Source organism: Microbacterium sp. AB (assembly GCF_032878875.1).
Lineage (GTDB): Bacteria > Actinomycetota > Actinomycetes > Actinomycetales > Microbacteriaceae > Microbacterium > Microbacterium betulae.
In genome coordinates this window covers 2750998-2766206 of record NZ_CP118157.1, presented here as the reverse complement: position 1 = coordinate 2766206, position 15209 = coordinate 2750998, and the positions used below count along the sequence as shown (strand labels likewise).

The following is a 15209-nucleotide window of genomic DNA, read 5'->3' as shown; positions in this document are numbered from 1 at the left end:
TTGCGCGGGGTGCGTACGTCGGCGCCGAAGTGCGGTACCGAGCCCGGATGGCAGCACCTTCGCAGCGATGAACGCTGCGACGAGCCCCTGCGGTCACGCGAACGGCGCCCCTGCACGGCGCAGGGCGGTGCGCACGCGTCTCACGCACTCGTCGGGCGTGGCGAAGACGTGCCGCGACGTCAGCCGGATGACGGCCCATCCCCACTCGCTGAGGCGTTGGATGCGCTCGATGTCGCGCTCGAACTGCCTGCGTTCGCGGTGGCCGTCGCCTTCGTACTCGACGATCACGCGGAACTCCGGATAGACGAGATCTCCGCACGCGACGAAGGCTCCCGTCGGGTCGAAGATGTCGCTGTCGAGGGCCGGTTCGGGAAGACCGTCATCGATCAGGAGAAGCCGCACGATGCTCTCGGGACGTGACGCGGAGCCGGTGCGGGCGAGGGCGAGCGCCTGCCGCAGCATGGCCGCGCCGTGTCTGCGTCCTGCGGAGAGGGCGTCCTCGAGCTCCTGACGTGTGGCGAGCGGCGCGCGTTCGAGCCGGGCGGTGCCGGGGATGCGTGGCACCCGGAGGAAGAAGTCGGCCACCGCGACGAGATCCGGCATGCCGAGGAGGGGGCCGAGCGACGCCCAGGTGCTGGCAGGGTCTGTGGCGGCGAACGTCTCGCCCCTGACGACCGAGGCGAGGTGAGGCTGAACCTGCACGCCCCGGATGCCAGGGCGCCGGATCGGCGTCCGCGGGTGGAGGACGCCGATGTGCAGCACGTCGTGGTGCCCGAGCGGGAGCGGCGCGGCCCAGAGGAGCGCCGCTGTCGGGCCGACGGCGAATGCGTGATCGGGCATCACCGTGGCGTAGGCGTGAAGTCGCCGCAGCGCGTCGACGCGTTCGACCTCTTCTCGCAAGGGCTCGCGGCCCGCGACACCGGCGGGATCGGGGTTGACGTCGACGCCGCGCCGCTTTCTGACGCCGTGGAACGGCCGCTCGAGATCGGCGGCCAGCATCCGGCTGCGGGAGAGTCCGTGGGCACGCGCTTCCGCGATGCTGAAGACGGTGCCGAGCTTGTCGGGGACGGGGCGTGGGGTGCGCATGGGACCTACCCTGGCGCTCATCCGTGAAGCGCGTCGGAGGTTATCCACAGGGACTCGCGGCGTCCGCCGCGCTCAGGTGGTGCGCAAGTGCGGTCATTCCCGGGTCATACCCGGACATCCGCACCAATGACGGATGGCGAGCGGCGGTCTTTGGTGCCGAAGTGCGGTTCTGAACGGCGAGAGCGGTACTTCCGCACTCATGAATCTCGAGAGACGGACTGTCACTGGCGGCGGGCGGCGCTGACGCGCGGATGCCGTGCGCCGTCGCTCAGCGTCGCCGGACGGCGTGACCGAGCGGACGGAAGGGCGCCAGCAGCCTCCGCATGCCGTGCTGCTCGGGCGGCAGGTCGTGCTGCAGCATCCGGTCGACGTCCGCGGCGGTCGCGACGCGCGACGACTGGATGCGGCGGCGCTCCGGCAGAGCATGCGTGAGCGTCAGCCGGACGGCGGCGGCGAGTCCCCCGAGCGCGTGCGCTCCCGTGCCGCCGACGACGGCCTTCGCGAGCATCATCGTCAGCAGCAGGGCGAACCGGGGACAGACCTTCCGGCGCAGACCCGCCGGGACGTCCTTCACGAGCAGCACCGGCAGGTTCTTGAACGTCTGACGCACGGTGAACCCGGGGATGCGCCCGCTCGTCGCGCCGATGCGATGATGGGCGACCGCCGCGGGGTCGTACACGATCTCGTGGCCCGCGAGCCGCGCGCGGAAGCCGACGTCGACATCCTCGAAGTACGCGAAGAACGTCTCGTCGAAGAGGCCGATCTCGCCGAACAGCGCCGTGCGATAGAGCGACGCCCCGCCGCTCGCCGAGAAGACGGCGCCGCGAGCCGGGGCGTCCGCTCGGGCATCCCCTCGTCCCCGCGGGAACGGCATGCCCCAGACGCTGAGCCCGTCGCCCGCCGTGTCGATCGTGCCGGCGACCTCCGGGTCATCCGATCGCCGCAGGAGCAGCCCGGTCGCGATCGAGGCGCCCGAGGCCTCGATCGCCGACACGAGCGACGCGAGCCACTCCGGCTCGGGGAGGGCGTCGTTGTTGAGCAGCGCGACGGCGTCGTAGCCGTCGTGCTGCGCGAGGCGGATGCCCGCGTTGACGCCGCCGGCGAAGCCGAGGTTCTCCGGCTGCAGCCGCAGGCGGAACGATCCGTCCGCCGCCCGGGCGCGCAGCCGACGCACGTCGTCGGGCTCCGAGCCGTTGTCGATCACGAGCACGTCGGCGTCGGCGTACGTCTGCCGGGCGAGCGCGTCGAGGCATTCCTCCGTGTCGTCGACGCCGTTCCAGTTCAGCACCACCACGAGCACGCGCACGTCAGGCCGCCTTCCGTGCCGTGCGCAGCGCCGGGACGGCGTACGCGAGCTGGACGAGCAGGACGACGACCTCCGCCGCGGCCAGCCCGGTCGCGCCGCCGACCGAGCCCGACGACGCCGCGAGGGCGAGCGTCGTCGGCACGCCGACGACGGCGCCCGCGACGACGCTGACGAAGACCGCGCGCGTCCTCCCGAGCGCGACGAGGAAGTGCCGGCCGATCGATGTCGTGAGCGAGATGCAGAGGACGGCGACGCCGAAGAGGACGGCCGTGGGCCGCTCCATCGCGACCTCCTCCCCGAAGAGCGCCGAGGTGAGCCAGGGGCCGAGCAGCGCGAACGCGGCGAAGCCCAGCAGCCCGAGCCCGCCGTGAAGCAGGAGGGCCGTGCGGGCGCGGCGGAGGACGTGCGCCCGTTCCTCCTCGACGACCCAGCCCTGCAGCGCGTTGCCCTGGGCGCCCACGACGGTCTGGCCCATCCGGAAGAGCTTGTCGCCGGAGACATAGGACGCGGCCTGGGCGGCGGACGTCCCGGCGGAGACGAGGGAGACGGCGAGCGCCGTGTAGGCGCCGCTGACGGTCTCCGTCGCGGCGGCCGAGAGGTGCCTGCGGGCGAAGGCCGCGGAGCGGCGCCATCCGCTGCGGAGAAGCTCGAGCGGCTTCATGACGGTTGCGGCATATGCGAAGACGCCCCCGACGACGGCGAGGAGCAGGAGGGACGGATACCAGATCACGTCGCCGCCGAGCAGGATCGCCGCGGCCCCGAGCGCCGTCGCGGCGGCGCGAGGCACGAGCTCGAAGAGGATGAGCGGCAGCGGGCGGCCGAGCCCGATGAGGTACCAGCTCGACGAGAGCCCGCCGGAGGCGATGGCGACCGCCATGACGGCCGCGGCGGCGGCCTCGGCGCCCGGCGAGAGCAGCGCGGCGACGGCGGCGGCGAGCGCGGCCCCCGGCACCGCGACGGCCAGGCGGGCGCGGGTCCCGGTCGCGAAGAGCTCCGGCCGGCCGGCCTCGGGCTCCACGCTCACGAGGGTCGGGCCGACGACGTTGAGACCGAGGCTCACCGCCAGCGCGAAGAATCCGCCGACCGACTGCCCGACGGCGATCGCGACCCATGCCTCGGCGCCGGCCGCACGGGACAGGATCGGCAGGATGAGGAAGGGGATGAGCGCCGACGCCGCGGGGATCGTCGAGAAGCTCAGCAGCCGCCGGGCGAGCGGCATCAGAGCCGCTCCCAGTACGATCCCGATCGCATCCTCAGCGAGCGGAGCACGCCGATCGAGGCGTCCGTCGCATCCAGCGGGAAGGAGGGACGCACCTCGCGGGCGGCCGCGCGCCAGCCGGCGATGCGTCCTGTGAGCGACTTCACGTCGCGGTGCAGGACGATCCGCCGCAGGCACACGATCGCCTCGACGGCGAGCGCGCGGAGCGCGCGCCGCGTACGCAGGACGCCCCACGCCCGCAGGAGGTACCCGCGGCCGAAGCCCGCCAGGTGCCGCTGGCGCGGCGACCCCTCGCCGGCCGACGCCCCGCCGATGTGCACACCGCCCGGCACGCCGAGCCCGACGGCGTCCCATCCGCCGGCCCGCAGGCGGAAGGCGAGGTCGAGCTCCTCGCCGTACATGAAGATGCCCTCGTCGAGCAGGCCCACCTCGCCCAGCGCGCGCCTGCGGTACGCGGCGGCGGCGCCGTACGGGCCGAGGAGGTCCGGCGTCGCCGGGTCCGCCCGCTCGACGCCCGCGCCGTGGAACCGCACGAACCCCGCCGCGGTCGCGTCGGCGGTGATCCCGAGCGAGTCGACCCGGCCATCCGGCCGCAGCAGCAGGGGCGCGACGCTGCCGGTCTGCGGACCGCCGGCCTCGAACGCGTCGACGACCTGCGCGACGAGCGTCGGCTCGGCGATCACGTCGCTGTTCACGAGCAGCGCATACGGCGCATCGCCGTGCGCCAGGCCCCGGTTGCACGTGTGCGCGAACCCGCGGTTGCGCGCGTTGCGCAGCAGCGTCAGCTCGGGGAAGGCGCGCGCGATGCGATCGGGCGTGTCGTCGGGCGACGCGTCGTCGACGACGATGACGTTCGCCTCCACGGTCTGCGCGACGAGCGCCCGCAGGCAGGGCTCGACATGGTCCCAGCCGCCGTAGACGGGCACGACCACGTCGACGGTCGGAGTCTCGTGCGGCATGCGGTCAATCCTAGGAGGGGCCGCCGACGCCCGATCGGAGGCCGGGCCGGGAAGGTGCACGGCGTTGTCGGCGGGGGATGACAGGATGGGGCATCGACCGCCCTCGGGGGAAGGACCAGCCGATGTTCGCCCGTAAACCGGACAAGAAGACCGTCGTCATCGTCGCCAGCGTCGTGGGCGCCGTGGCGATCCTCGGCGGCGGCGCCGCCCTCGCCGTGGCCCTGAACCAGCAGCCGGAGGCGACGGAGACGACGCCCACCCCCACGCCGAGCGAGACCGCGACGCCCACTCCCACGCCGACGCCCACGCCGACGCCGGAGCCCGTCGACCTCCCCGTGTCCGTCCCCGTCGAGGGCGAGCTGAACGGATGGCAGGGCGCGTCGGCGGCGCAGGTCGCCGACGTCTCCGCCCAGACGGGCGCCGTCGCGAGCGGCGAGACCGCCGCGTACATCGACGCTCCGGTCGTCGACGCCCCCGTCGCGGCGCTCAGCGCGACTGTTCCCGTCGAGGCCGGGACGACGTACGCCTTCTCGGCGCAGGTGCGCCAGCTCGCCTCCCTCCCGGAGGCCGCGGCGGCCGCGATCCTCATCGGCGAGACGCGGATCGAGCTTCCGGAGCTCGACGCGCAGTGGCAGGAGGTGACGGGGGAGTACACCGTCCCCGACGGGCAGACCGAGGCGACCGTCGCCGTCCAGCTTGAGGGACCGGTGTCCGGCCTCGGCGTCGACGACGTCTCGCTCGCCCCCGCGGGCGGCGAGAACGTCCTCCCGAACCCGTCGTTCGAGGAGGTCACCTCCGACTGGGGCATCGTCAACAACGCGCTCGTCCTGCGGGAGAAGAGCCCCGTGCTCGGCGTGAGGATGGCGGCGGGCGACGCGAGCTGGCAGGTCACGCGCGCCGACGGCTCGGTCGCCGCGGAGGGCACGGCGCCCCTGCGCGACGGCGTCTCGGCCGTGCCCCTCGAGGGCGTGACCCAGGGCTACTACACCGTCGCCGTCACGGATGCGACGGGCGGCAGCGTCTCGACGCCCGTCGCCGTCATCGACTACGAGGGCGCCCGCATCACGCCCGACGAGCGCATCGGCGCCATCACGCACGTCGACCAGACCTGGTACGCCGACGCCGCCGACATCCTGCAGTCCGTCGGCTTCGGCTCGGCGCGCAACGACGTCCTGTGGGAGCAGAACGAGCTCTCGCCCGGCGTGTACGCGTTCGGCGAGCACTACACCACCGAGTTCGACAAGATGCACGCGCACGGCGTGGGCCTCCTCGGCATCGTGAACTACGGCAACCCGCTGTACGACAACGGCAACCCGCCGTCGTCGCAGGCCGGGCTCGACGCGTACGGCGCCTATGCGGCGGCCATCGCCGAGCGCTTCGACGTGGTGGGGCTCGAGGTCTTCAACGAGTTCAACCACGAGCGCTTCAACACGGGCGGATGCGGCACGGCGCCGTCCTGCTACCTGCCGCTCATCCAGTCGGTCGAGTCGCACGTGGCCGCCGTCGACGACACGATCCCCGTCGTCGTCGGATCGACCGCGAACTACGACGGCGACTGGTTCGCGCAGCTGTGGCAGACCGGCGCCATCGCGAACTCCGACGCGATGAGCTTCCACCCCTACAACCCCACGTACTACCAGCAGCCGGAGAACCTCTCCGCGGCCATCTCCGACGCGAACAACAACATGAACTCGATCGCGGGCTCGACGATCCCCATCTGGATCACGGAGCTCGGCTGGACGACGGGCAACGAGCTCGGCCAGGCGCGCACGCTCGACGCCCAGGCGCAGAGCCTCGTCGCGGCCGAGACCGTGAGCCTCGCCAACGGCGTCGAGAAGTACTACTGGTACGACCTCGTCGACGACAGCCCCGACGGCAACAACCACGAGGGCAACTTCGGCATGTTCTATCAGGAGGGGCAGAGCGTCGCCGCGGCCGCTCCCAAGCCCGCGGCGTTCGCGCAGGCGCTGCTCATCGACAAGCTCGCCGGGCGCGAGGCCGCGGCCACGGACGACATCGGCGACGGCAACCACTCGTATCTGTTCGGCGAGCCGGCGGACGGCGTGAGGGTCGCGTGGACGCTGAACGGCGAGGCGACGGCCACCTACGAGGCATCGGGCCCGATCACGGCGACCGACCTGTCGGGAGCCGTCACGACGATCGAGCCATCCGACGGCGTCGTGGAGGTGCCGCTCACGGGCGAGGCCGTCTTCCTCGAGGGCGACTTCTCGCCCGCGGACGAGCCGGAGCCGACGGAGACGCCGACGGGCACGCCGTCCCCGTCCGAGACGTCCGCGCGCACCGAGGACTGAGCGCGGACCCGGAGGGCATCGTGTGACCGGCGGACGCGCGGGACGGCGGCCCTCCGCCGACGCGGGCGTGCTCGTCGTCGCGGCCGTCCTCGTCGTCGGCGCGCTCGCCCTGGGCCTGCTCGCGGCATCGCCGGCGGACCGCGAGGCGCAGGTGAACGACCCGTCGCCGTCGGCGGAGGAGGACCCGTCCGCGCAGGAGAGCGCATCCCCGCAGGACGCCGCGGCCCCCGCCTCGGCGCCGGTCGACGGCGCGGTCGAAGGGTGGAGGACCGCCTCGCAGACCGTCGTCGCCGACGTCCGCCCCGAGGTCGGGGACGCGCGGGACGGCGACGTGTCGGTCGCGATCGACGCGCCGGTCGTCGAACGCGCGACGACGGCGCTGAGCACGACGGTGGAGGTCGTCCCCGGAGAGACCTACCGCGTCTCGCTCAGCGCGCGCACGGCCACGGCGTCCGCGGCGGACGTCGCCGCGGCTCTCGAGGTCGACTCCACGCGCATCGGCTTCCCGGCGCTGAGCTCGGGCTGGGCGGCCGTCACCGGCACGTTCACCGCGGAGCCCGGGCAGACCCGCGCGGACGTCCGCCTCCGGCTGCTCGGCCCCGTCGAGGGGCTCTCGATCGACGAGATCTCGATGACGCCCCAGGGCGGCGGCGCGGACGTCGTCGTCGACGGCTCGTTCGAGAGGGTCCGGTCGCGGACCGGGATCGTCAACGACACGCTCATCCTGCCCGAGGCCGCCCCCGTCCTGGCGGTGCGGATGGCCGAGGGCGACGCGACGTGGCGGGTCCGGCGGGCCGGCGAGACCGTCGCGAAGGGCACGGCGACGCTCCGCGACGGGGTGACGCCGGTCGCTCTCGACGGCGCCCCGCAGGGGTATCTCACCGTCACCGTCACCGACGCGGACGGCGCCGAGGCGTCGGCCTCGCTCGCGGTCGTGGACCTCGCGGGGGCGAGGCCCGTCTCCGACGGCCGGTTCGGGATCGCGGCCCATCTCCTGGCGGACTCGAACACCGGCGCGGCCGACGCGATACGGGCGGTGGGATTCGGCGCCGCGCGGCACAGCGTCACGTGGAGCGCGAGCGAGTACGAGCCCGGCGTCTACCTCTTCCCCGACGAGGTCACGCGTCAGTTCGACGTGCTGGCCTCGCACGGGATCGGGCTGCTTGGCATCGTCAACTACGAGAACTCGCTCTACGACGACGGCAGGACGCCGTCGTCGCCGGAGGCCGTGGAGGCGTTCGGGCGGTACGCGGGCGTCGTGGCGAACCGCTACGACGTCATCGGGCTCGAGGTCTTCAACGAGTTCGACAGCCTGCGCTTCAACTCGGGGGAGTGCGGCGCGGAGGCGAGGTGCTACGCCCTGCTCGTCCGGGCGGCGGCGGAGGGCGTGCGCGCGATCGACCCGGACCTTCCCGTCGTCGTGGGCGGGATCTCGACGTACGACGGCGACTGGCTCGAGGAGCTGTGGCGAGGCGGGGCCATCGACGACACCGACATCGTGAGCTTCCACCCCTACAACGCGTGGGACGCCCCGGAGCGGATCGCGGGCTACCTCGCGGACGCGCGTGAGCGGATGAGGGAGATCACGGGGGAGACGCGTCCGATCTGGCTCACCGAGCTCGGATGGACGACGGGCGACGAACGCGGCGAGGGGCTGTCGCTCTGGGACCAGGCCGCCTACCTCGTGCGCGCCGAGACGACGGCCCTCGGCAGCGGGGCCGACAGGGTCTTCTGGTACGACCTCGTCAACGACAGCGCCGACGACGACCTGCACGAGGGGAACTTCGGCCTCTTCTCGCAGCGCGAGGACGGCGCGTCCGCCCTGCGCCCCAAGCCCGCGGCCTTCGCGCAGACGCTCCTCATCGAGGCGATCGGCGGGCGGGACGCCGCGGGGCGCGACGACCTCGCGGGCGGAGCCCACTCGTACCGGTTCGGCGCGGGGGACGACGTGGTCCGTGTCGCGTGGAGCACGTCGGGGACGCGGAAGGCGACGTTCCCCTCGGCGACGGACGTCATCGTCACGACCCTGCGCGGAGAGGTCTCCCGCGTGACGCCGGAAGACGGGAGGGTCACGGTGTCGCTGACCGATTCGCCCGTCGTCATCGAGGCCTCGGACGGAGGCGATCCGTCCTCGTCGCCGTCACCCGAGGCCGCGCCGGAGGACGATCGGGTGGCGCGTCCCGAGGCGGGAACGCGGGTTTCTCACAGTTGGTTCCGTAGGGTAAGAGGATGCCCCACTCGCAGGACGGTGCGTCGGACGCGCCCATGAGTCGCCGAGCCCGGCGCGAAGCGCAGCGGGCGGCCGATGCCGCCCGGCAGCTCCGCGCCGACGAGTCGACCGACGTCGCCGGGTTCTACGCGACCGGGATCGACGCGGCGGCGACGGAGCGCATCGACCTCGCCGGCCGGCGGGACGATCCTCGCCGACCCGCCGGGGCCGCGTCCGCGGGGGGGACCGCCGACGCTCCCACGATCGCGATGGACGTGTCGTCCGGGCGGCCTGCGGCCGACCGGACGGCGACCACGCGCCTCGACACGACGCCGTCCGGCGCCGCGCCCTCGTCCGGCGTCGCGCAGCCGCCGTCCGACCCGCCCCGGCCTCCCGCGAAGGACGGCGGAGACGGCGAGGGGAAGGCGTCGCGCAGGCGGAGGATCCGCCTCGGCGTGATCATCGGCGTGGCCGTGCTCGTCGTCGCCGGGCTCTGGCTCGGCGCGCGTGTCCTCATCGTGAAGGGCGAGCTCGAGTCGGCGCAGCGCGTCGTGAACCACATCCAGGACGGCGGCACCCTGGAGGTGTCGGTGCCCATCCTCGGCGAGCACGCCGCGGCCGCCGCGAGCGTGGCGGTCGACCCCGTCTGGCGCGTGGCCGAGTTCATCCCGTGGGCGGGCGACAACCTGCGCGGCGTGCGCCTCGCCGCCGAGGCGCTCGACGTCGTGAGCAACGACGTGGGCGTGCCCGCGCTCGAGGAGATGTCGAAGGACACCGACGAGTCGATCATCGCGCGCATCCTGCCGCTGCTCGAGGGCTCGACCGACGACGTCGTGCGCATCGCGGACGGCATCGAGGGCGTGAAGGACTCCGGCTCGCTCATCGCTCCCGTGCAGACGGGCGTGAACCTCGTCGACACCGTCATGCAGCTCGCCGCGCCCGCCTTCGAGTACGGGCCCGAGCTGCTCGGCGCCAACGGCGAGCGCAACTACCTGCTCGTGTTCCAGAACAACGCCGAGTCGGTGGGCCTCGGCGGATCGGCCGCCTCGCAGACGCTCCTGAACGCGAACGCGGGCAACCTCGCGATCGCGAACCAGGCGTCCAGCGCGGACTTCCAAGAGGGCGTGCCCGTCGACGTCGACGTCGACCAGAGCGCGCTCGACCTCTACAACAACTACCTCGTCGACCACATCAACACCTCGGCGAGCCGCCCCGACTTCCCCACGATGGCCGCGATCACGTCGGCGTTCTGGCAGCGCGACATCGCCGACGACACGATCGACGGCGTCGCGGGCATCGACCCTGTCGCGCTCGGTTACATCCTGGAGGCCACGGGTCCGATCACGCTCGACACGGGCGACGTCATGACGAGCGATAACGCCGCGCAGCTGCTGCTGAGCGACGTCTACGGCCGCTGGAACAGCTACGAGAACCCCGACGTCGTCGACGAGTTCTTCGCGAGCGTCGCCGAGCAGGTGTTCGCGAAGGTGTCGACGGGCGACTTCGACATCCAGTCCATGCTGTGGGCGGTCCAGCACGGCATCGAGGGCGGCAACATCCTCTTCTACAGCGCGCACGACGAGGTCCAGAGCCAGATCGCGGCCGAGCGCGTGTCGGGCATCCTGCCGAAGGACAACGAGGAGTCCACGACCGTGGGCGTCTTCTTCCGCGACGAGTCGGCGTCGAAGATCGACTACTACATGAAGTCGAACATCGACGTCGTCGAGACGTGCAGCGAGTCGAGCACGCAGGTCGCGGTGACGACGACGCTGCACCTCGACCTCGACCAGGCATCGGCCGACGCGCTGCCCGACTACGTCAAGAGCGCCACATGGGGTTCGTCGCAATTCCGAACGCAGGTGTACGTCTACGGCCCCCCCGGGACGACGGTGGACTCCGTCGAGGTCGACGGACGCCAGGTCTCCCTGCAGCGCGACGACGTCGTCGACCTCGACCGCCCGGTGGCGTGGTTCGAGACCTACCTCGCCCCGAGCGAGCTCGCGACCGTCACCGCGACGTTCTCCGGCGAGGGCGACTTCGGGCCGCTCGCGCTGCGGTCGACGCCCATGGTGCAGGCCACGACGGGGGCCATCACGGAGTGTGGTTGACCGCGGGTGTCGTTCGCGGGCAGCGCGCCGACACCCGCCTGACAACATCCTGCACGGTACACTGCCTCAGACCATCTAACGACGATGAGCCGAGGGCTGACGTTTGACGACTGAGATCACACGACGTGGTCAGCGGGGCGCGGATGCGGAATCCGCCGCCGCGGCGACCGCCTCGGCGCTCACGGGCGGAACCACGTTCCCGGCCGTGCTGCGCACGGCGAGCGGCAAGGTCCCCGTCGTGGGGAGCACGCCCCCGCCCCGATTCGACTGGCGCAGGCGGTTCGCCCGGCGTCTGCTGCTCACGGACTTCGTCGTCATCGCCGCCGTCGTCTTCGGGACCCAGCTCGGCTGGCTCGGAGTGCACACCCCGCTCGCCACGGCCATGCCGATCCCCGCCTGGCCCGTCCTCACCTCGTACACCGTGCTGTCCGTCGTCGTGGTGCTGCTGTGGACCATGGCGCTCGCCCTGAACGACACGCGCTCGGACCGCGTCATCGGAGCGGGTGCGGCGGAGTACAAGCGGATCCTCGACGCGAGCTTCATGCTGTTCGGGATCATCGCGATCGCCGCGTTCCTGCTGAAGATCGAGATCGCGCGCGGCTATCTGCTCATCGCGCTCCCGACGGGTGTGCTCGCGCTGTTCCTGGAGCGCTGGCTGTGGCGCCGCTGGCTCGCGCGCCGACGGGCGACGGGGGAGTACTCCGCGCGGGTGCTCCTCGTCGGATCCGAGCGCTCCGTCGCGCACCTCGGCCGTGAGCTCAAGCGCACGAAGGGCACCGGGTACAGCGTCGTGGGCGCCTGCATCCCCACCGGGCGCGTCACGAGCGACCTCGGCGGCACGGACATCCCCGTCCTGGGAAGCGTCAACTCCGTCGAGCGCGCCATCGAGGTCACCGGCGCCGACACCGTCGTCATCACGAGCACCGACGAGCTCGGGCCGCAGCGGGTCAAGCAGGTGTCGTGGGCGCTGGAGGCCGGCAAGCAGCACCTCGTCCTCGCGCCGAGCATCACGGACATCGCCGGCCCGCGCATCCACATGCGTCCCGTCGCGGGCCTTCCGCTCATGCACGTGGAGACGCCGAGGTTCTCGCCCGCCCAGCGGTTCGTGAAGCGCATGATGGACCTCTTCGGCTCGCTCCTCATCGTCACTCTGCTGAGCCCGCTCCTGCTCGTGCTCGCCGCCGTCGTGAAGCTCACCTCGCCGGGCCCCGTGATCTACCGGCAGACGCGCATCGGCCGGCACGGACGCGAGTTCGGGATGCTCAAGTTCCGTTCGATGGTCGTGGGCGCCGACAAGCTGCTCGAGGACCTCATCGACCAGCAGGACCTGGGCAACGAGGTGCAGTTCAAGATGAGGGACGACCCCCGCGTGACGAGGGTCGGCCGCGTCATGCGCAAGTTCAGCCTCGACGAGCTCCCCCAGCTCTTCAACGTCCTCGGCGGGTCGATGTCTCTCGTCGGACCGCGTCCGCCCATCCAGCGCGAGGTCGAACAGTACGACGCGCACGTCTACCGGCGCTTCCTCGTCAAGCCCGGCATCACGGGTCTGTGGCAGGTGTCCGGACGCTCGACGCTCTCATGGGACGACAGCGTGCGCCTCGACCTCTCGTACGTGGAGAACTGGAGCGTCATGAACGATCTCGTCATCCTGCTCAAGACCGGCAAGGCCGCGCTGCTCCCCGGCGACACCGCGTCCTGAGCCGTCCCCGCCGCTCCCTGACACGCGGCGTCGCGTCTTCCGGGCCGTCGGCGCCGGTGCCAGAATGAACGCTGTGCGACCCGATCGACGGTCGCCGTGGACAAGCCGGGAGGGCGACATGGGTCTCGAAGACCTGGTGAACAAGGGCAAGGGTCTGTACGCGCAGAACAAGGACAAGGTCGACGACGCGCTGAAGAGCGATCAGGCCGAGGACGTCAGCGACAGGGTGCTCGGCGGTGCGGCCGACTTCGCGAAGAAGGTCCTCCCCGACTCGGTCGACGGCAAGGTCGACGAGGTGCGCGACAAGCTCGACGGGAGCCTCGGGAACGACCGCTAGCCCGAGAGGAAGCCCCCGCCGGAGACGGCGGGGGCTTCCGTCATGCACGCCGCCCGGCGCGCTCGGGGCAGGGTCGTCCGTGTGCGCCCGTGGCCTTCGGGGGCGGGCACGGTGGGCGAGGGGTCTCAGCCCGTGACGGCGAGGGCGTCGATCTCGACGAGCATCTCCTCGCGCGGCAGCCCGGTGAAGACCGTCGTCCGGGCGGGGAGGACGCCGCTGGCGCAGCGCGCGGAGACGAACTCGCCGTACGCGTCGTTCATGGCGGCGAAGTCGTCGCGGGCGGTGAGGTACACCCGCAGCATGAGGACGTCGTCGAACGTCGCGCCGGCCGCGGCGAGGATCGCCTCGACGTTCTGCAGGGTGCGGACGGTCTGGGCCGCGACGTCCCCGGGGAAGAGATAGTCGTTCGTCGCGGGGTCCACGGGACCCTGGCCCGACACCTGGACGAACGGCCCGCGGCGCACGCCCTGCGAGAAGGTGTGGGCGGGAGCGGGGGCGTCGGAGGTGCGGACGGCGAGACGTTCGGTCATGGGTTCTCCTTCGGGGCGGACGGGGCAGCGGGAAGACCCGCCCGCGGGGGAAGCCGAGCTCGGCGTCGTCGAGACCTGCGAGCAGCACCACATGCTAGACAGATACGAGCAGGCGGCGCAACGAGCATTGCGTGATCTGCAACACGATCCGTCGGAGGGCACCGCATGTCGACACGCAAGGCGCTCCCGCTCGCCGCTCGTCCGGAGGACGTGGCGACCCTGGGGGAGCGCCGGCCCGCGCTGTCGACGTTCCCGACGCCGCTCGTCACCCTCAGCGACGCCGCGGTGCGGCACAACATCGACACGATGGCGCGGTGGACGCGCGCGCACGGCGTGGGCCTGGCCCCTCACGGCAAGACCACCATGAGCCGCGAGCTCTGGCAGCGGCAGCTCGACGCGGGGGCGTGGGGCATCACGGTCGCCACCCCCTGGCAGCTCTCGATGGCGCTCGACTGGGGAGTGCCGAGGGTCATGCTCGCGAACGCCCTCGTTCAGCCCGACGCGCTGCGCGCGATCGCCCCTCGCCTCGACGCCGCGGAGGTCGTCGTCTGGGCCGACTCCCTGCGCGCCGTCGAGATCATGGACGACGCGCTGGCCGGCGCGAAGGGGATCGGGCGGCTGGGCGTGCTCGTCGAGCTCGGCGCGCCGGGCGGACGCACGGGGGCGCGCACGCGCGCCGAGGCGCGGAGCGTCGCGGCGGCCGTCGGAGCGTCGCCGCGGCTGCGCGTGGCCGGCGTGGCCGGCTACGAGGGAGCGCTCGCACACGCGGGCGACGAGGCGTCGCTGCGCATCGTGCGCTCCTATGTGGGCGATCTCGTGTCCCTCCACGACGAGCTCGAGAGCGCGGGACTCTATCCGGATGCGGGGCGAGCCCTCATCACGGCGGGCGGCAGCGCGTACTTCGACATCGTGGTCGACGTCCTGGCGGACAGGGCGGATCCGGACGGCGTGCGCGGACGCGCGATCGACGTCGTGCTGCGATCGGGCGCGTACATCACGCACGACGACGGCTTCTACCGGGGGATCGCGCCCCTCTCGCGTGCGGGCGGGGGCTCCTTCCGCTCCGCGATCCACGGCTGGGCGACGGTGGTGTCGCGCCCGGAGCCGGGGCTCGCCCTCGTCGACGCCGGGAAGCGCGACCTCCCCTTCGACGAGGGACTGCCGGAGCCGCAGGCGCTGCGGCGCTTCGGGGCGGCGGACGTCGAGCCGCTGCACGGCGCGGAGGCGACGGCCATGAACGACCAGCACACCTTCGTGCGCGTGCCGGAGGAAGCCGGAGTGCAGGTGGGCGACGTCATCCGGTTCGGGCTGTCGCACCCCTGCACGACCTTCGACAAGTGGGGCGCCCTGCCGCTCGTCGACGACGTCGACTCCGCCTCGCCGCGTGTGATCGGGCTCGTCGAGACCGCCTTCGGATGACCGCCCACCCGCACGGGAGAGCCGC

At 72.5% G+C, this 15209-nt stretch carries 11 protein-coding genes; 6 read left to right on the top strand and 5 right to left on the bottom strand.

Annotated features, from left to right (window positions below; translation table 11 throughout):
* Positions 1-93: 93 nt before the first annotated feature.
* The 4 genes from N8K70_RS13140 to N8K70_RS13125 form a co-directional block, all read right to left on the bottom strand.
* Positions 94-1086, bottom strand: coding sequence for an endonuclease domain-containing protein (locus N8K70_RS13140; protein WP_317138795.1), 993 nt, complete (start codon positions 1084-1086; stop codon positions 94-96).
* A 268-nt stretch (positions 1087-1354) separates the two neighbouring features.
* Positions 1355-2392 carry a glycosyltransferase family 2 protein gene (locus N8K70_RS13135; RefSeq protein ID WP_317138794.1) on the bottom strand — a complete coding sequence of 346 codons (1038 nt, stop codon included), beginning with the start codon at positions 2390-2392 and terminating at the stop codon, positions 1355-1357.
* Position 2393: 1 nt separating this feature from the next.
* Positions 2394-3611, bottom strand: coding sequence for a polysaccharide biosynthesis protein (locus tag N8K70_RS13130; protein WP_317138793.1), 1218 nt, complete (start codon positions 3609-3611; stop codon positions 2394-2396).
* A complete protein-coding gene (locus tag N8K70_RS13125; protein ID WP_317138792.1) occupies positions 3611-4570 on the bottom strand; it encodes a glycosyltransferase in 960 nt (319 codons plus the stop codon). Before N8K70_RS13125 ends, N8K70_RS13130 begins: the two co-directional genes overlap by 1 nt.
* Positions 4571-4692: 122 nt before the next feature.
* Between N8K70_RS13125 and N8K70_RS13120 the strand changes: the two genes are divergently transcribed.
* From N8K70_RS13120 to N8K70_RS13100, 5 genes are all read left to right on the top strand, one after another.
* On the top strand, positions 4693-6882 hold the full coding sequence (locus N8K70_RS13120; RefSeq protein ID WP_317138791.1) for a carbohydrate binding domain-containing protein: 2190 nt from the start codon (positions 4693-4695) through the stop codon (positions 6880-6882).
* A gap of 22 nt (positions 6883-6904) precedes the next feature.
* Positions 6905-9151 carry a glycoside hydrolase family 5 protein gene (locus tag N8K70_RS13115; protein ID WP_317138790.1) on the top strand — a complete coding sequence of 749 codons (2247 nt, stop codon included), beginning with the start codon at positions 6905-6907 and terminating at the stop codon, positions 9149-9151.
* On the top strand, positions 9148-11199 hold the full coding sequence (locus tag N8K70_RS13110; RefSeq protein ID WP_317138789.1) for a DUF4012 domain-containing protein: 2052 nt from the start codon (positions 9148-9150) through the stop codon (positions 11197-11199). The genes N8K70_RS13115 and N8K70_RS13110 overlap by 4 nt, the downstream gene beginning before the upstream one ends.
* Positions 11200-11302: 103 nt before the next feature.
* Positions 11303-12898 (top strand): sugar transferase, encoded by a 1596-nt coding sequence (locus N8K70_RS13105; protein WP_317138788.1) that lies wholly within the window; start codon positions 11303-11305, stop codon positions 12896-12898.
* A gap of 118 nt (positions 12899-13016) precedes the next feature.
* On the top strand, positions 13017-13235 hold the full coding sequence (locus tag N8K70_RS13100) for an Rv0909 family putative TA system antitoxin (protein WP_317138787.1): 219 nt from the start codon (positions 13017-13019) through the stop codon (positions 13233-13235).
* A gap of 125 nt (positions 13236-13360) precedes the next feature.
* On the opposite strand, the gene N8K70_RS13095 is transcribed toward N8K70_RS13100, so the two are convergent.
* A complete protein-coding gene (locus tag N8K70_RS13095; protein WP_317138786.1) occupies positions 13361-13765 on the bottom strand; it encodes a RidA family protein in 405 nt (134 codons plus the stop codon).
* A 165-nt stretch (positions 13766-13930) separates the two neighbouring features.
* On the opposite strand from N8K70_RS13095, the gene N8K70_RS13090 reads away from it, so the two are divergent.
* Complete coding sequence (locus N8K70_RS13090; protein ID WP_317138785.1) at positions 13931-15184, top strand: type III PLP-dependent enzyme domain-containing protein; 1254 nt, start codon at positions 13931-13933, stop codon at positions 15182-15184.
* The last annotated feature ends 25 nt before the right edge of the window (positions 15185-15209 follow it).

Bases quoted from the DNA above. Each gene is read 5' to 3' on its own strand.
- N8K70_RS13140 (WP_317138795.1), bottom strand. From the start codon at position 1,086: ATGCGCACCCCACGCCCCGTCCCCGACAAGCTCGGCACCGTCTTCAGC.
- N8K70_RS13130 (WP_317138793.1), bottom strand. From the start codon at position 3,611: ATGCCGCTCGCCCGGCGGCTGCTGAGCTTCTCGACGATCCCCGCGGCG.
- N8K70_RS13125 (WP_317138792.1), bottom strand. From the start codon at position 4,570: ATGCCGCACGAGACTCCGACCGTCGACGTGGTCGTGCCCGTCTACGGC.
- N8K70_RS13120 (WP_317138791.1), top strand. From the start codon at position 4,693: ATGTTCGCCCGTAAACCGGACAAGAAGACCGTCGTCATCGTCGCCAGC.
- N8K70_RS13110 (WP_317138789.1), top strand. From the start codon at position 9,148: ATGAGTCGCCGAGCCCGGCGCGAAGCGCAGCGGGCGGCCGATGCCGCC.
- N8K70_RS13100 (WP_317138787.1), top strand. From the start codon at position 13,017: ATGGGTCTCGAAGACCTGGTGAACAAGGGCAAGGGTCTGTACGCGCAG.
- N8K70_RS13095 (WP_317138786.1), bottom strand. From the start codon at position 13,765: ATGACCGAACGTCTCGCCGTCCGCACCTCCGACGCCCCCGCTCCCGCC.
- N8K70_RS13090 (WP_317138785.1), top strand. From the start codon at position 13,931: ATGTCGACACGCAAGGCGCTCCCGCTCGCCGCTCGTCCGGAGGACGTG.